A 17,186-nucleotide genomic window follows, 5' to 3' on the forward strand; every position below is an offset into this window, starting at 1 on the left:
GCAGTCATCTTGCCTTCACCAACCTTCCTACAAAGCCATCGTCAACTGCTCGGCAACGGGGCCCAGCGCAAGCGCCGGGAGCATCGTCAGCGCGCCGATCAGCACCACCATAAGCACCAACAAGAACACGAACAGCCCATTGCTGGTGGACAACGTGCCAGCGCTGGTAGCCACCGTACGCCGACGAGCGAACCCGCCGGCAAGCGCGCATGCCGCCGCCAGGGGGATAAACCGGTTCGCCAGCATTTCCAGGGCAAGGACCGTGTTGATCAGGGGCGTGTTGGCGTTGAACCCGGCAAACGCCGATCCGTTGTTGCCGCCGGCAGAGACGGCCGCGTACAGCACCTCGGAGAACCCGTGCGCGCCGGGGTTTCCCAAACTGGCAACCGTAGCGGGATCAAGGCTCATGATGGCGGCACCCGCCAAGATGAGCAGCGGCGTAGTGATGCACAGGATCACGGCCATGCGCATCTCTTTCGGGCCGATTTTCTTGCCCAGGTACTCGGGTGTTCGGCCCACCATCAGCCCGGCGATGAACACCGTCAGGATCACGAATCCCAGCATGCCGTACAGTCCGCATCCCACCCCGCCGAACACCACTTCGCCCAGCGAGATCAAAACGATGGGGACCATGCCGCCAAGCGGCGTGAAGCTGTCGTGCATGGCGTTGACCGAGCCGTTCGAAGCCGCCGTGGTGAACGCAGCCCACAAGGAAGAATCGGTTACGCCGAAACGCGTCTCCTTGCCCTCCATGTTCCCGCCGGACTGGCCGTCGAAGCCCATGTACACCTGGCCGCCCGCCGCAAGCTGGGGCGTTCCCGCCTGCTCGAAAAAGGCGATTGCCGCCAGCGCCCCTATGAGCAGGATGAACATAGCCGCGAATATCGCGCGCCCCTGCCGGCGATCCATGACGAATCGCCCGAAGCTGAACACGCACGCCATGGGAACCAGCAACATGGAAAGACACTGCACCAGATTCGTGAGGGGCGTCGGATTTTCAAGCGCGCTTGCAGAGTTGGCGCCGTTGAACCCGCCGCCGTTCGTGCCCAGCTGCTTGATGGCAACCTGGCTGGCCTGCGGCCCCATGGGCACCACGGCCTGATCGATCGTCTCAACCGCGCTGGGGTCGTTAGCGGAAACCACCTCTCCCTCGGCGTTCACGCCAACCGGCTCCAAAAGCTGAACCGTCTGGTACTCGTCGATGTTTTGGGGAGAGCCTTGCCATACGTTGACCATCGTCGCAACCAGGGCAAGCGGAATGAAGATGAACAGAATGGCGCGCGACACGTCGACGAAAAAGTTGCCAAGGCCTTCGCCCCCTTCGCTCACCAAGCCGCGAAACAGCGCGAACAGGACGGCCAGGCCCACCGCTGGCGTCGCGAAGTTCTGAACCGTAAGGCCAAACGCCTGCGAGAAGTAGCTGAGGGTGCTTTCGCCGCTGTACGCTTGCCAATTCGTGTTGGTAACGAAACTTGCTGCGGTATTGAATGCCAGGTCAACCGGGAGGCCAGGAAGCTTTTCGGGATTCAGGGGCAACACTCCTTGCAGCAGCAAAAGAGCGAACAGCCCAACCAAGCAGACGGCGGAAAACACCAGCGCGCTGGCAAGATAGCGCTTCCAGCCCATGTCTTCGGCCTTGTCGATGCCGATGCAGCAGCATATCGCGTTCTCGACAGGCACGAGCACGCGCGACAGCACGGTGCGCTCGCCCGCCATGACTTTGTTGATGTATAGGCTCAGGGGAATGGCAAGGGCAACCAGCAACGCCAGGTAGATGCCGTATTCAAAGAGATTTCCCGTCATCGTCCGTCGCCGCCCTTCAGCAGCTTGCAGAACAAGTAGAACGCAAGCAGCACGCTCAGCCCGCCAACAAAGCCCGTTACGAATTCCATCGTGGTCCTTCCTTCTTCTTTACGTTGCGCAGGTTCCGCACGGGTGCTGCACCCAAGAGGAGCGACCCGTGCCGCGCGAAACCCTCGTGTGGCGATACGGCAGAAACCGGCAGGTCAACCCCCGTTCGCTCGGGGCTAGCAGTGCGCGCCGGGACACCGCCACATACTCAGCATAGAAGGGGGCGCGCAAGCATGGCGTAAAGATGCCGGCGCGAACGTTAAGATGGGATAAAGACGATCGAGAAAGTTGAAGCGAGCTGCGGTTGGTTCGCTGTTGCGGCGCGGGCGGGCGGGGAGGCGCGCGGGGGCGCAGGGGCGCGGGGGGGCGCGGGGCGCGGGCCGGAGGACTGGCGAGCTGGTTGCGCGGAGCGAGGCGACGCACGGGGAACGCGCCCTCGATGCAGCGCGGGTGCGGCGGGCGCGGGGCGCAGCATGGCACACCGAGACGGAACGCGGGGCGCGGGGGCGATCGTGCGGCGCGGCCGGCCAACCGGTTCGCCGCCATCGCGGCGCGATGCCGCCAGCCGCGGCCCTCCGCCCCCTCGCCACCCGGTTGCGCACGAAAAACCGCCTTCGCTGGCAGGTTTTGACGGTTTGAGGTCGTCGAGATTGGCGCCGCCCCCGTTGCCGTTCGTTATGCCTTTCGTTATGCCTGGTCACAGCGCTGGGCTGCTGTGCTGCGCTTTCGCGGGCGCTTACCCGGTCGGCTCAAACGACCTCAAACCGTCAAAACCTGCCAGCGGGAGCGTTTTTTCGTGCGCAAGGCGCCGATCCCGGGCAAGCGAGGGCGATTTTCCGCGCGTACGCTGCCGTTTCGAGCAAACGAAGCGTGGTTCTCGGGCCGCCGACGGCGTCGACGGCGAGCGCCGACAACAAGCGCGAAGCGAAATCCCTCGACCCCGCGGCGCGCGCCGGGCGCGGCGCGGCAGACGTCTCGCCATCACGCAATTGTTGCTCCGACCGTTCCGCGCCGCGCGCCGCGCGCCCGCAGCAGGCCCGCAAGCCCCGAGCGACGCGCAACCTCAAAGGAGAAACCTGGAGGACAGGCTTCCTAGTACGGCTCGTCCAAGTTGGCGTGGGCCTGGGCATCGGCGTCCAAGCCGAAGAACTTGCCCTGCCGATAGCGATCGAGCGCCACCAGCGCGATCATGCCGGCGTTGTCGCCGCACGCGCTCAAGGGCGGCATGACCAGGCGTACGCGCAAGCGCTCGCACAAGCTTTCGTACGCAGCGCGCAGCACCGGATTCGCCGCCACGCCGCCGCCCAGGCAGAACGTGCGCGCGCCCGTTTGCCGCAAAGCCATTTCGGCCTTCTTCACCTGCACGTCCACAACCGCCTGCTGAAAGCTGGCGCACACGTCGGGCACGTTGACGTCGCGGCCCGCCGCGCGTTCGTTGTTGATGTACGTGACCACGGCGGTTTTGAGCCCCGAAAGCGAGAAGCGCAAATCCCCCGAATGCATCATGGCGCGCGGAAACGCGATAGCGCGCGGGTCGCCCTTGGCCGCCTCGCGCGAGATCACAGGGCCGCCCGGATACCCCAGGCCAAGCGCCTTCGCTACCTTGTCGAACGCCTCTCCCACCGCGTCGTCGATCGTGGCTCCCAAAGTTTCATAATCGCCCCAATCCTTCATGTGCACAAGCAGCGTATTGCCGCCCGACACAAGCGACACCACAGCCGGCGGCGCGAAATCGGGCGCGCCGATCTTGTTCGCATACAGATGGCCTTCCAGGTGATGCACGCCGATGAACGGCTTTTCGACAGCCCAGGCAGCGCCCTTCGCGAATGCGACGCCCACCACCAGCGCGCCGACCAGCCCCGGTGCGTACGTCACGGAAACAGCGTCGAGGTCGCTCCACTTCAACCGAGAAACGCCCAGATGATCAGCGGCAACGTCGAAGCACTCGTCGCACACGCCGCAAATGGCTTCGATATGCTTTCGGCTGGCGATCTCGGGAACCACGCCGCCGAACCGCGCGTGGAAGTCTATCTGGGAAGCCACCACGTCGGACACCAACGTGCCCGCGCCGTCCACGATGGCCGCTGCCGTCTCGTCGCACGACGACTCGATGGCCAAAATGAGCGGGCGCACGAAATCGGAAGCCTCCGCGCAAGAGGACGCGCCCGCAGGCGACGAAGCGCGCGCTTCGTCGATGTGCAGCGCCATGCCCGCAACGTCGTGCTGGGCCAGCGGCAAGGGGCCCTCCAGGATGAGCGCGTCTTCGCCGTCGGAATAGTACCGAGGACGCGTGCCGATCGACCGGAAGCCAAGCGCCTCGTAGAACGCATGCGCGCCCTTGTTGCCCGCGCGAACCTCAAGCGAGCACGTCGAAGCGCCCAAATCGCGCGCATCGGACGCCACGCGCGCAAGCAGTTCGCGAGCGATGCCGCACCGACGCCACGACGGATCCACCCCCACTTTGAGGATCTGCACCTGCCCGTCGACCACCCATCCGCCGGCATAGCCGATCAAATGATCCTGGCTGTACGCCGCCCACCAGGTGCGATCGCCTCGCGGCAGCTCGTCTGCAACCAGCGCTGCGCTCCAAGCATCCGAACCCATGACCGTCGATTCCAAAGCCGCAACATCGGCTGCATGGGCAGCGTCAAGCGGCTTGTAGGTAATGCCGCTCGCATCGGGACGCGCGTTCAAAATCGCCGTATCGTGCATGCTGGCGCGCTGGTCTCGCCGAGGCGCCACGTCCTGCACACCAGCCGTCAAATTGCGCGGATCGTTCTTGGACAGGCGAATGCGCTCGTTCTCTTCCGCGTCCGACAAGCGCGTGTACACCGGCAACGCGAACGCCGGATCGTGCGCAACCGCGTCGAACGGATCCGCATCGCCCGCACGCCATGCAGCTTGCAGCGCCAGCAAAAGGCCCCGCCCCGTAGGCGTCCAGAGCGCTTCGGCAAGCGCCGATCCGCATGGATCGAACAGGTCCGCGTACTTGCGCAGCGCATCTCCGGCAATCAGCAGATTCGACAGGCCCGCTGCCGTCAGCTCTTCCGCAGCTGCTTCGACTTTCACCACGCGATCGGCTTCCAAGCGCTCGATGCCCTGGTCGTTCAAGGTGTAGCGCACCGGATACACCTCTTTGCGCATGGCGTCCGCCACCACCGCCAAGGCGCCGCGCGCGCCGTCGGCCTGCGCGTTCCATGCCACCGCGTCAAGCGACGACACGCCAATCAGGGGAACCTCAAGCGCCGAAGCGACGCCTTTCGCCGTTGCCATGGCAATGCGAACGCCCGTGAACGACCCCGGCCCGCGCCCGACGACCACGCAGGCGATCTGCTTGCGCGAGACGCCGGCTTCGGCCAAAGCCGCGTCGATGCGCGGCAGCAGCTGGGTATTCGACGCGCGGCGGGCCTCCGCCTCGACCGACGCGACCAATTCGACGGTACGGCTTTCGGAATGCAGCGCGCCCAGCCCGATGGCGATCACTTCATTAGCCGTGTCGAATGCAAGCACGTACGTTGCACGCGCAGACGCGCCCTGCGGACGCGGAGCAGCTTCACCCACCTGGTTACCTCGCAGACTTCATAAGGCGCGACTTGGAGTCCTTCGCCCAAAGAAACAAGAGCTGGCGCGACCGATCGCCGTACGCATGCGCCTCCACGGAGCGGTTCCCTTCGGAATCCACCGAAATGCACACCTCCAGATACCCGTACGGAAGCGACTCGGGAAACTTCTCGCCCCATTCGATGAACGACGCGCCGTCGGCATCTATGGTTTCGTAATAGCCGGTGTCCTCCAGTTGGTCGGCGGAGTCCAGTCTATACAGATCGAAATGATAGAGCGGCAGCGTGCCGCCGGGATACGTGAGCAAGATATTGAAGGTTGGGCTGGTCACCTGGTCGCGAACGCCCAGGCCAGCCGCCACGCCTTGCACGAACTGCGTCTTGCCCGCGCCCAGATCGCCCGTAAGCACGATGACGTCGCCAGCGTGCAGATACGGCGCCAGCGTGACCGCAAGCTGCTTCGTCGCCTCGGACGACGTGGTCTTGCGCGTGTATGTTAACCCGTTAGCCATACCCCGTATGATACGACAACCCGGCAAGACGCGGGAGCCGTTTCGGAATATCCCCATGCAAGGCGCGCGTACCTGCCCCGAAAGTCCCGAACGCGCGCAGAAGCGCTACTTCACCACGAAGTCGCCGGGCAGGCGCGGAGCGGTGCGACGGTACGTCACCGCCGGATATCCCAGCAGCATGCACGTTTGAAGCGGGCGATCCTGCACCTCCAGCCACGACTTCACCGCCGGAAGCCCCTCGGCCGCACGGCACAAGTACCCGTTGAAAAGCATGCCCAGGCCAAGCGATGCGGCCATAAGCTCCATGTTCTGCGAAGCAAGACCGGCGTCGTCCGCGCGATCAGCCGCCACGAACACCACCGCGGGGGCGTTACGGAACAGAAAGTCGCGCGAGGGTTCCGCCTTCACGCCCTCCAGGAACAGAGCGCATTGCGCAGCCCATCGGGGCCGATCGGATCCAGGCGAAGCGAGCACGTCCTCGATGCCGCCCCACACCAGCCGCTTGAGCTCGTCCAGGCCGTCCTGCACCACCACGAACCGACACCCTTGCGCGTTCTTAGCCGTGGCGGTGTAGCGTCCGGCCTGCAAGATCAGGTCGATCTTCTGGCGCTCCACCGCACAAGGCCGATACCTCCGAATGCTGCGCCGCGACTTGATCGCCTGCAGCAGATCGTGCGCGTCGACGAAGCGAGAAAGCGGCTCGGCGGGCTCCACGTCGGCCATATCGTAGCCGGAAATGGACACGGCACCCGTCGGGCACACGGCCACGCAATGCCCGCACAGGATGCACCGACCCAAAACCTGGGCGATTCCGTTCTGAATGCGCAGGTCATCGGCTACGCAATCGTCTGCGCACCTGCTGCACCCGATGCAGCGAGCCTCGTCGATCTCAACCCGCATCGCGCTACCTCAGCAATGCTTCCGCGGCAGCCACGGTATGAGCCATCGTCACCGAGGTGGTCACGGTTCCGATGCCGCCCGGCACCGGCGTGATGGCGCCCACGATGGGCTCCACCTCGTCGAAGTTCACGTCGCCGCACAGCTTGCCGTGCGTATCGAAGTTGATGCCCACGTCGAGCACCGTCTGACCAGGACTGAAGAACTCGGCCCCGTACGCCCGCGCGCGCCCCGTCGCGCAGATAACGATGTCGGCCTCGCGGCAAATGGCCGGCAGGTTCTCGGTCCGGGAATGGCAGATAGTCACGCTGGCGTTGCGCCGCAGCAGCATCATGGACACCGGCTTGCCCACCACCAGGCTGCGGCCGACCACCACCACGTGCTTGCCCACCAGGGGCACGTCGTAATGGTCGAGCATTTCAACGCAGGCCGCAGCGGTGCACGGCGGAAACCCGTCGCTCGCATCGGTGAACACGGAGGCCAGCGAGGCAAGCGATATGCCGTCGACGTCCTTCGCCGGAGCAAGCGCGTTGCACATGGCCTTCTCGTCGATGAAGCTGGGCAAGGGGCGAAACATGAGGCACCCGTGCACGGTCTTGTCGTAATTGATGGACTGGAGCGTTGCCTGCAAGGCAGCCTGCGGAGCGAATTCGTCCAGCACGTACGGCTTGACCGCGATGCCCAGGCTTTCCGCGCGCTTGACGGCCGTGCGCTCGTAGGACAGGTCGTCGGGACGCGCGCCCACGCGCACAAGAGCGAGCGTGGGAACGATTCCCTCCCGCCGCAGAACCTCGATGCGCACGCTCATATCCTGCGCCATGCGATCGACGACGGGCTTCCCTCTCAGCTGAATGGCCATACGATCAGGCTCCTTTACGAAACAGCTTGCTTGACGTGCGCGAACAGATCGTCGCACTGAGCACGAACGGAATCGGCAACGGCGTTGGCCTGGTCGCGATAGCGCGCGGCCCGGTCGCGATCATCCATCGAAGCGGCGTTGATGAATATGTTGAGGCTCGCCCCGTCCACGGCGGCGCGCGCGAACGCCGCAGCTACGCCGGCGTCGGAGAGGGCCATCCGGCTGCCGTGGTACGCCAGGAAGTCGGTCAGCTCGACCACCTCCGCAATGCGCTGCATAATTTCCAGGGGGACGTCGCATGCGCCCACAAGCGCGGTTTGCAGCGCTTCGTTTTTCGCCGCCTGCTCCTCGGGCGTCGCCTTGGGCATGCGATACGCAGCGGCCAGCGGCGCGAACGCGCGCGCATCCTCGTCCACCAGCTCGATCAAACGCTCCCGCACGGCGGCAAGCTTTTCCAGCGTCACGTACGCGTCGGCCTCCACATCGGCGTACGTTTTCTTGCCCACGGTCAGGTTCCCCACCATGGAAGCAAGGGCCGAAGCCAGCGCGCCCACGTACGCGGAAGCCCCTCCCCCGCCCGGCGTTGGAGCGGAGCTAGCCAATTCCTCGATGAACTTCGTATCCATTCGGGCCTCCTCGCAGGCAAGTCCAAAGCGCATTCCAGCTGACCGGAAACCGGGTGCGCGACGGCAACACGTTCCGAACGCGCTCTACGCGCCTTTTCTTGAAACGGTCATTGTGCCAGAAAGCCCGCATCCGAACAGCGCCTGCCGCCCAAAAACAGGCCGGTTTGGCAGGAATTCCACGGCGGAGGGAGCGCGAGGGAGCGGAGAGGGCCGCCCGATGACGGAGAGCGAGCGCCCCGCCGAAGCTTTGGTCGCCCAGGTTGGCGTAGTAAATCAGCGAGGGCTTCCACGGTGCCCCAGATCGGCCCGTTTCGCGGCCGAGCGTGCTTCGCACGTGAGGGCAAGCGAAAAAGGGTCGAGATGGAGTGCCGTGGAAGCCCGCAGCGTCGGCGTGTTCCGCCGTTCGGAGAACGGCGGAACACGATTAGAACAGTCCGGAAATCTTGCCGGTTTCGTCCACGTCGATCTTGAACGCAGCCGGGCTCTTCCCCAGGCCGGGCATGGTCATGATGGATCCCGTCAGGGCCACCACGAAACCAGCGCCTGCAGACACCTTCGCCTGGCGAACGGTCACCGTGAAGTCGCGCGGCGCGCCCAGCTTGGTCTGGTCGTCGCTGAACGAGTACTGGGTCTTGGCCATGCACACGGGCATGTTGCCGAACCCGAGCGCCTCAAGCTGCGCCAGCTCCTTCTTCGCAGCCGGCTCGAACGTCACGCCGTCGGCGTGGTAGATGCGCTTCGCGATGGCCTCGATCTTCTGAGCCAGCGTCAGGTCGTCGTCGTAAGAGAACTCGAACGTCTCGGCGCTGCGGCCCTCGGCGTCGCCCTCTTCGCACAGGCGCACCACCTCGTCGGCCAGCGCCTGGCCGCCCTTGCCGCCCTTCGCCCACACCTCGGACAGCGCGACGTTCACGCCCAGTTCGCGGCACTTGGCTTCCACCAGGTCCAGCTCGGCCTTGGTGTCGGTCGGGAACGCGTTGATGGCAACGACGCACGGCAGGTTGTACACCTTCGTGATGTTCTCCACGTGCTGCAGCAGGTTGGGCAGGCCGGCCTCCAGGGCCTCCAGGTTTTCCTCATTGAGGTCAGCCTTCGCCACGCCGCCGTGATTCTTGAGCGCGCGCACCGTGGCAACCACGACCACGGCGTCGGGCTTGAGGCCCGCCAAGCGGCACTTGATGTCCAGGAACTTCTCCGCACCCAGGTCGGCACCGAAGCCGGCTTCGGTCACGCAGTAATCGCCCAGCGCCATGGCCATGCGCGTGGCCATGATGGAGTTGCAGCCGTGCGCGATGTTGGCGAAGGGACCGCCGTGCACGAACGCCGGCGTGCCTTCGAGCGTCTGCACCAGGTTCGGCTTCAAGGCGTCCTTCAGCAGCGCCGTCATAGCGCCCTCGGCATGCAGGTCGTGCGCCGTAACCGGCTTGTCGTCGTAGGTGTAGCCCACCACGATGCGGCCCAGGCGCTCCTTGAGATCGGTAATGGAAGTGGCCAGGCAGAAAATGGCCATGACCTCGGAGGCCACCGTAATGTCGAAGCCGTCCTCGCGCGGCACGCCATGCGCCTTGCCGCCCAAACCGTCCACGATGTTGCGCAGCTGGCGGTCGTTCATGTCCACCACGCGCTTCCACGTGATCTTGCGCACGTCGATGCCCAGCTCGTTGCCGTTGTGGATGTGCGCATCCAGCAGAGCCGCCAGCAGGTTGTTGGCCGCGCCGATGGCATGGAAGTCGCCCGTGAAGTGCAGGTTGATGTCCTCCATGGGAATGACCTGGGCGTATCCGCCGCCCGCCGCGCCGCCCTTGATGCCGAACACGGGACCGAGCGAAGGCTCGCGCAGAGCCACGACCACGTTCTTGTCCTGAAGGGCCAGCGCATCGGCCAAACCTACCGTCGTGGTGGTCTTGCCTTCGCCGGCCGGCGTGGGGTTGATGGCCGTGACCAGGATGAGCTTGCCCGGCGTGTGCTCCACGTCCGCGAGCAAGTTGTAGTCGACTTTCGCCTTGTTGGTGCCGTACATCTCCAGGTACGACTCCGGCACGCCCGCCTTCTTGGCGATCGCGCTGATGTGCTCGGGGGTGGTCGCTTGGGCAATTTCAATGTCACTCAACACGTCGGGCCCTCACTTTCTTGGTTTGGTCTGGACTTTTCGGAATCATGAAGTATAGCGCGCGCAGCGGCATAAAACGGCGGGCATGCGGTCGAAGGTCTTAGGATAGGGCAATGCGGTCGCACAATCCGCATTCCGCCTGATCCGCCGACGCCTCGTATACCAAGCGCAATCCTTCCAACGTCAGATCGGGATTGGTCGTCGTAATGGTCTGCGACTGGGCGGCCACGCGAGAAGCAAGCCCGCCCGTAGCAACCACGGTGGTCTGGTAGCCCAGCTGATCGAAGATACGGCGCACCAGCCCGTCCACACGATCGGCCTCGCCGTAAACGATGCCCGCCTGAATGGCCTGCTCGGTGTTGTGCCCGATGGCAGTATGGGGATCAACCAGGTCGATGGCACCCAGCTTGGTCGCGTGATCGAACAACGCCGACGACGACGTTTCGATGCCCGGAGCGATCACGCCGCCCACAAACCGACCTTGATCGTCCACTACCTCCATGTTGGTGGCCGTGCCGAAATCGACCACGATCACCGGCGCGCCGTACAACGCCTTCGCCGCCACTGCGTCGGCCACGCGGTCCGCGCCGATCTCGTGCGGGTTGGGATAGTCGGCCTCGAACAAATTCCCTGCGGTTTCAGCCGAGCACACCAGCGCGTGCTTGCCGATCATGCGCTTCGTCGCATCGCACCACGCCGCCGTCAGCTGCGGAACCACCGAAGCAAGCGCCACGCCGTCCAGGTCGTCGAACGCGATGCCCTCGGAGCTCAGCAAAGGCACCAGCTTGACGCGAAGCTCGTCCGACGTATGGCGCTTGTTGGTGGCCACGCGCCACCGAAACCGAAGAGCCCCCTCCTGGTAGACGCCGAATACCGTTTGCGTGTTCCCCACGTCGATAGCAAGTAACATGTTTCTGACAGTCTCCTTATACGACGCTTGAAATGTTTATAGTTGCTCTCGTCATTATGTCATTATAGCAACCCGCCCACGCTCATCTGTCAGGCAGCGGCCACGGGACCTATCTGATAGAAAGGCACCACATGAACGACACCCCGCATCGCATCCTCGTTGTAGACGACGAGCCGTCGATTACCGAATTCGTCAGCTACGCCCTGAAGAAAGAGGGCTTCTACACCGACGTCGTGGACAACGGCGAAGACGCCCTGGCGCTGGCCACGAAAAACTCTTACGACCTGTTCGTTCTTGATATCATGCTGCCGGGCATGGACGGCTACGAGCTGTGCCGTCGCCTGCGCTCGAAGACCACCGTTCCCGTCCTGTTCCTTTCGGCGCGCGACACCGAGCTGGACAAAGTGGTCGGTCTGGAAATCGGCGGCGACGACTACCTGGCCAAGCCCTTCGGCGTGCGCGAGCTGATCGCACGCGTGCGCGCGCTGCTGCGCCGCGGGTCGGGCGGAGATTTCCCCGGGGCCAACCATGCGGTCACCGCAAGCGGCATCACCCTGGACGAAGACGCCCACACAGCAGCGGGCGAGCATGGCGAAATCGAGCTTACGCCGCGCGAATTCGAACTGCTGGCCAGCCTGATGAAGAATGCCGGAAAAGTGGTTTCGCGCGAAGATCTGCTCCGCGACGCCTGGGGTTGGGAGTACTTGACCGAAACCAAGACCGTCGACACGCACATCAAGCGTCTGCGTGATAAGATTGAGTCCGCCGGTTACGATCCCGGCCTGGTGGAAACGGTACGCGGATACGGATACAGGTTCAAGCAATAAAAAGACTGCAGACATATTTTTCATTGCTGGCAACCTTGCTTTCGCTGCTTGCCAGCGCAGTTGTTCTCCTGGTTTGCCTTCTCGCCTTCGGCACTCCGCCGAGGGCGTTTTTGCTGCTGATTCCCGTCCTGCTGGTCACGTTCCCTTTAAGCCTGGTCATCGGCCATTTTCTGTCAGAGCCGCTGCGCATGTTGGCCAAGAAGACCGCCGCGTACCGATCGGGCATGGACGTGTCCATCGAGGCGGATGGCAGAATGCTGGAGGCCGATCATCTGGCAAACGATTTCCGCGCGCTTGTTCAAACGGCAAAGACGCAGCAGCACGATCTGGCGCTGAAAGAGCGTCGCCAAGCTGCCTTCATCAGCGACGTTGCCCACGAGTTGCGGACCCCCCTGACCGCCATCCGCGGCAACGCCGAAATGCTGGAAGACCCCGACCTTCCTGCGGAGCTGCACGATAAGTTCTGTTCCATCATCATCAACGAGAGCGAGCGCCTCAGCCGCCTGACGCACGATCTGCTCACCCTTCAGCGTATAGAAGACGACAGCATGCCCTTCGAGCTTTCGCGCGTGAACCTTCGGGAGCTTGCCTCGGGCGTGGTCGATGCACTGGAGCCCATCCTACGCGACCGGCAGGCGCACACCGAGATCATGGGGGAAGCGCCCGACGTGCTGGGAAATCCCGACAGACTCAAGCAGGCCGTCACGAACCTGGTGGAGAACGCAAGCCGATTCATCGAGCTGGGCGGCCATATCACCATCGAGCTGTTCGGGTTGAGGGGCAACTCCATCATCGCCGTGAGAGACGACGGCACCGGCTTCGGCGACGTAGATCCGAAACTCCTGTTCGACCGCTTCTACCGCACCGACGCCTCGCGAAGCCGCGGAACGGGCGGCACGGGGCTGGGTCTGGCCATCGTGAAATCCGTGGTCGAAGCGCATGACGGCACCGTCGAGGCCATCAACCTGCCCGACGGCGGCGCCTGCTTCATCATCGCCTTGCCATCCATCCCAGCCGACATCCGCACCGACCAGCCGGGACGGTAAGCTGCGCGAAAACGCTAGCGTGCCGGGTGATGGGCATGGCGGCGCGTCGAACGGAAAAGCACGAACGCAAGAACGGCAACGATCACGACGCTCGTTCCGATAGCGCACACGGCCTGCAAGTGAATGGCGGGGATGCCCACCAGCATGCCGATAATGTACGGAACCAACCAAGCAAGCCATACCACCGTGCTGAACGTGTGGAATCGCAGCATCGAACGCTCGTTTTGACGAACGTAGGTGACGGTTGCCCAAGTGGCGTGAATCAACATGAGCGCGATGGCTAGCATGCCGGTAATCGCATGCACGCCGAAGCCCGATGCGCCCGATTGCTGCGCGATGTTGCTCATGAGCATGGTCCCCGTCGTGTCGCAAGTCAGACCCGCCCAGAACAGAACCACATGACGGAGCGACAGCGTCCCCGACCGACGCTCGCCGAACACGCCGATGGTGTACAGGATCAGCGCAAACGTGATAGCGGTGCTCGCTGCAATCAAATCCCAGCTCATTGTATGCTCCTTTCGCTATCGGGCAATCGCCCGTCTATATATATGAACCTTGTTCATTAATGAACAAGGTTCATATTAGAAAGAGGGCTCGTTCGTGGCAAGCAGTCTGGAAGATCGCCACGGTTTCTTCACGCCCGCGTTCGCATCCTTCCTCTACAATGAGGATCGTTCGCGCACCGACTACCCTTCGTACGGGAGGCTTCCATGGGTAATAAGCCCGTCATCACCAAGCAACAGGTACTGGATGCAGCATTCGAGCTGGCCAGCACAAAAGGCCTTTCGGGATTGAGCATCCGGGAGGTCGCACGATCCTGCGACGTTGCCGTTGGCACGGTTTATAACTCCTATCCCACAAAGTCCGACCTGGTCAACGATGTGGTAGGAAAATTCTGGAACGAATCGCTTTCCTGTTTCATGCCGTTGGCTGCTGCAAACGGCGACTTCGTGGATCTCTGCCGAGACCTTGCCGCCAAGCTTTCGGTTGCCCTCGAGAAGTTTCGCAACGACTGGCTGGCGGAGGTATCTACGCTCAACACGCACGATCTTGCCGCCGCACACCTGCGCGAGGAAGCGTGCTTTGCGCACATCCGAAAAGGCCTGATCTACGCAATCGAGCGCGATCCCCGCATCGTCAAAGAACGGCTCGAGGGTCCCCTTGCGCCGGAACCCCTGTGCGTTTTCGTATGGGCCAGCATGCTCACCTCCGTCAAACGGGGAGATTTTTCCTGCGAAACGCTGTTCGAGCTGCTCAGACGAACGCTGTACTAAGAACGCAAACAGGGTGCAACCCGCGCCGGAAGGGGAACGAGCGCATGATCATCGGCATAACGACCACCTTCGTGGTGGAAGAGCAAAAGGACGAGCGCGTCCCCGTCGAACGCGTTACGGCAGAGTACGTGCGACGCGTTGCCGCCACGGGAGCGGTGCCTGTTCTGCTGCCGCCGATAGACGGCACGGACGAAGACAACGAACGCATCGCACGCGAGCTTATCGAACGCATCGACGGGCTGGTGCTTGCCGGCGGAGGCGACATCGCGCCGACCCGATACGGCGACCACGAACAGCTTCCCGAAACAACTTACGTGTTCGACACGCGCGACGCGCTGGAGCTGGAGCTTGCCCGACTCGCGCACAAACTCGACGTTCCCACGCTGGGCATCTGCCGCGGCATGCAGGTCATGAACGTAGCCCTTGGCGGTACGCTGCACCAAGACGTGCACGCCTGCGGCCTGACTACGGCAAAGCATCAGCAAAAGCCGCCTTACGACGTGACGCAGCAAAGCGTTCGCCTTGTTGTCGACAGCGCGCTAGGACGCGCGCTTCAGGCAGATCCGCAGGTCGAGGGCCCGCAACGCACGATCGCCGTGAATTCCATGCACCACCAGGCGGTATCCGAGGTCGCACCGTCGCTTCGCGTGTCGGCCGTCAGCGACGACGGGCTGATCGAAGGCTTGGAAGATCCCACGCGCACGTTTTTCCTGGGCGTTCAGTGGCACCCCGAGTACTTGGACGACAACGCTCCCCTGTTCCAGGCGCTCGCCGACGCCGCGCGCTAGGGCGCATCAGCGCGCGGAACGAAACGCGGGCGCGCCGAGTCCGTGCAGAGCGCGGGATGCGGGATGCGGGATGCACGGGCATCGGGGCCGTGCGGCGCGCAAGGCGCGGGATGCGGGATGCACGGGCATCGGAGCCGTGCAGAGCGCAAGGCGCCAACATGCCGAAGCCGCACGTTGCGGCCGCCTCGGCGTGCAGCATGCGGTGCTCGGCAATGCCCCCAGACCGCGCCGAGCAACCCAGCAGCGAAAGCCCGATCGCTTCCTGTCAAAACGAGCGAGTTTTGCGGCGATTTTCCGCCCCTGAGTGAGCAGCTTCTGGAGCGCGTTTTGCATCGCCCCAGGTCATGCAGCCGTCAGTAGCTTTTATCCTGGTTCGAGGACCAGCAAAACTCGCTCGTTTTGACAGGATGCGCGAAGCCGAAGCAGAACCGCGCGCAGGGAGCCCGCGCGGAGCGCAGCCGAAAGCGTATCCCCCCTTCGAACCGCGCGCCGCCGACCCCTCCTCAAGGCGCGCCTCAAAGCGCACCTTGCCCGAATCCCATTGTGAAGGTAGCCTGATGTTTCCGTAAAGCAAGCCGCACCGCCTGATGCAACCTCAGCACCGATGCTATACTGCTTTTAGTTTGATTATCAAAGTATTTGCTCGCCAGGCACGGCTGCCTGGCGGCCGGGAACGGAGCACTATGGGCTGCACGATCATCGGATGCGGGAAAGCGCTTCCCGCGCTAGACGTCGACAACAACGCATTGGCAACGCTGGTGGACACAAGCGACGAATGGATCGCGTCGCGCACCGGCATCGAAAGCCGACGCATCGCCTCTGACGAAACAAGCACCGACCTGAGCGAAAGCGCCGCGCGTCAGGCACTCGGCTGGAGCGAAGGCGGCTACGCGGAGCGCGTCGTGGACGCCAGCGAAATCGACCTTGTCATCTTCGCCACCATCTCGCCCGACGTGATGGTCCCCTCGTGCGCGGGGCTGCTGCGCAAACGCCTGGGGCTCTCGAACGCCGCGGCATTTGATTTGAACGCCGCATGCTCAGGATTCGTGTACGGCCTCTCGGTCGCAGAATCGATGATGGCGGCATGCGCGCCCAACGTCGCAGGCGCAAAGGGGCGCAACCCCATTCGCCGGGCGCTCATCGTGGGCTCGGAGCGCTTGTCGCGCATCACCAACTGGGACGACCGCAACACGTGCGTGCTGTTCGGCGACGGTGCCGGAGCGGCCGTGGTGGAATGGAACCAGGACCGTGCCGGCATTTTGAGCAGCTTCATTGCAAACGAGGACGATCCTTCCAATGCGCTCACATGCCCTGCCGCCTACGACTCCCCGGTTCCCTTCGATGCGGACGGCGTGAACAACGATGCGAGATCGAACGATCGATCGCTGACGTCCATCGATGAAGAACTGGGCATAGCACAGCTGATTGCAGCCGGCGAACCGCGCCAGGTGCTGCGCATGGACGGGCCGAAGGTGTTCAAGTTCGCGGCAGACGCCATGGCCACCGCCGTGTTCTCCGCTTTGGAACGCGCGGACCTGACGCTTGATGACGTGGCGCTTGTCGTCCCCCACCAGGCTAACGAGCGCATCATCAAATACGCTGCGAAGAAAATGGGGCGTCCGCTTGACTTCTTCCAGGTTTCCATTGCCCATCGCGGCAATTCATCGGCCGCATGCGTGCCGATGACTTTGGCGGACACATACGAAAACGGGCGCATCAAACCGGGCGACATCGTGGTGCTTGTGGCTTTCGGCGGCGGCTTCACCTCGGGCGCCGTCGTCTACCAAGCGTAGGAAATTGCGCTTCTAGCGTGAGATAGACGGGGAGGGGGGGGGGGCACCACCACGCCCCACCCCCGTGCCAGCGGGCCAACCCCAACCGGCTAACCGCGCTCTGTCGTCGCGCGTATAGCTGCGGCCCCGCGGT

14 protein-coding genes are annotated in these 17,186 nt (G+C 63.7%); 5 read left to right on the forward strand and 9 right to left on the reverse strand.

All coding sequences use genetic code 11. The annotated features are described in order from the left end of the window. Positions 1–27: 27 nt before the first annotated feature. From kdpA to ACTQZK_RS11085, 8 genes are all read right to left on the reverse strand, one after another. Entirely contained in the window at positions 28–1,803 is a 1,776-nt protein-coding gene (kdpA, locus tag ACTQZK_RS11050; protein WP_441899660.1) for a potassium-transporting ATPase subunit KdpA, read from the reverse strand. Between the two features lie 1,140 nt (positions 1,804–2,943). Then, the gene (gene tsaD / locus ACTQZK_RS11055; RefSeq protein ID WP_216529360.1) at positions 2,944–5,412 is read right to left on the reverse strand and encodes a tRNA (adenosine(37)-N6)-threonylcarbamoyltransferase complex transferase subunit TsaD; all 2,469 of its coding nucleotides are present in this window, start codon (positions 5,410–5,412) and stop codon (positions 2,944–2,946) included. 4 nt (positions 5,413–5,416) lie between these two features. Further along, positions 5,417–5,923: a tRNA (adenosine(37)-N6)-threonylcarbamoyltransferase complex ATPase subunit type 1 TsaE gene (gene tsaE / locus ACTQZK_RS11060; RefSeq protein WP_114567264.1), complete on the reverse strand. Its 507-nt coding sequence runs from the start codon at positions 5,921–5,923 to the stop codon at positions 5,417–5,419. 105 nt (positions 5,924–6,028) lie between these two features. Then, entirely contained in the window at positions 6,029–6,823 is a 795-nt protein-coding gene (locus ACTQZK_RS11065; protein ID WP_216529359.1) for a nitroreductase family protein, read from the reverse strand. A 4-nt stretch (positions 6,824–6,827) separates the two neighbouring features. Next, entirely contained in the window at positions 6,828–7,679 is an 852-nt protein-coding gene (locus tag ACTQZK_RS11070) for a bifunctional 5,10-methylenetetrahydrofolate dehydrogenase/5,10-methenyltetrahydrofolate cyclohydrolase (protein ID WP_216529358.1), read from the reverse strand. Between the two features lie 14 nt (positions 7,680–7,693). Continuing rightward, complete coding sequence (locus ACTQZK_RS11075) at positions 7,694–8,305, reverse strand: cyclodeaminase/cyclohydrolase family protein (RefSeq protein ID WP_114567267.1); 612 nt, start codon at positions 8,303–8,305, stop codon at positions 7,694–7,696. A 424-nt stretch (positions 8,306–8,729) separates the two neighbouring features. Further along, positions 8,730–10,418, reverse strand: coding sequence for a formate--tetrahydrofolate ligase (locus ACTQZK_RS11080; RefSeq protein WP_441899661.1), 1,689 nt, complete (start codon positions 10,416–10,418; stop codon positions 8,730–8,732). A gap of 97 nt (positions 10,419–10,515) precedes the next feature. Then, positions 10,516–11,325 (reverse strand): type III pantothenate kinase, encoded by an 810-nt coding sequence (locus tag ACTQZK_RS11085; protein ID WP_441899662.1) that lies wholly within the window; start codon positions 11,323–11,325, stop codon positions 10,516–10,518. A gap of 131 nt (positions 11,326–11,456) precedes the next feature. Between ACTQZK_RS11085 and ACTQZK_RS11090 the strand changes: the two genes are divergently transcribed. Together ACTQZK_RS11090 and ACTQZK_RS11095 are read left to right on the forward strand one after the other, a co-directional pair. Further along, positions 11,457–12,152, forward strand: coding sequence for a response regulator transcription factor (locus ACTQZK_RS11090; RefSeq protein WP_114567270.1), 696 nt, complete (start codon positions 11,457–11,459; stop codon positions 12,150–12,152). A 110-nt stretch (positions 12,153–12,262) separates the two neighbouring features. After that, positions 12,263–13,198 carry a sensor histidine kinase gene (locus ACTQZK_RS11095; RefSeq protein ID WP_216529356.1) on the forward strand — a complete coding sequence of 312 codons (936 nt, stop codon included), beginning with the start codon at positions 12,263–12,265 and terminating at the stop codon, positions 13,196–13,198. A gap of 14 nt (positions 13,199–13,212) precedes the next feature. On the opposite strand, the gene ACTQZK_RS11100 is transcribed toward ACTQZK_RS11095, so the two are convergent. Then, positions 13,213–13,704 (reverse strand): HsmA family protein, encoded by a 492-nt coding sequence (locus ACTQZK_RS11100; RefSeq protein WP_114567271.1) that lies wholly within the window; start codon positions 13,702–13,704, stop codon positions 13,213–13,215. 204 nt (positions 13,705–13,908) lie between these two features. On the opposite strand from ACTQZK_RS11100, the gene ACTQZK_RS11105 reads away from it, so the two are divergent. The 3 genes from ACTQZK_RS11105 to ACTQZK_RS11115 all read left to right on the forward strand — a co-directional run bounded on the left by ACTQZK_RS11105 (position 13,909) and on the right by ACTQZK_RS11115 (position 17,053). Next, complete coding sequence (locus tag ACTQZK_RS11105; RefSeq protein ID WP_114567272.1) at positions 13,909–14,472, forward strand: TetR/AcrR family transcriptional regulator; 564 nt, start codon at positions 13,909–13,911, stop codon at positions 14,470–14,472. Between the two features lie 44 nt (positions 14,473–14,516). Next, positions 14,517–15,260, forward strand: coding sequence for a gamma-glutamyl-gamma-aminobutyrate hydrolase family protein (locus ACTQZK_RS11110; RefSeq protein WP_441899663.1), 744 nt, complete (start codon positions 14,517–14,519; stop codon positions 15,258–15,260). A 683-nt stretch (positions 15,261–15,943) separates the two neighbouring features. Then, the gene (locus tag ACTQZK_RS11115; protein ID WP_441899664.1) at positions 15,944–17,053 is read left to right on the forward strand and encodes a 3-oxoacyl-ACP synthase III family protein; all 1,110 of its coding nucleotides are present in this window, start codon (positions 15,944–15,946) and stop codon (positions 17,051–17,053) included. The last annotated feature ends 133 nt before the right edge of the window (positions 17,054–17,186 follow it).

Origin of the sequence: Paraeggerthella sp. LCP19S3_G8 (assembly GCF_052119225.1) — a bacterium.
In the GTDB taxonomy this organism is placed as follows: domain Bacteria; phylum Actinomycetota; class Coriobacteriia; order Coriobacteriales; family Eggerthellaceae; genus Paraeggerthella; species Paraeggerthella hominis.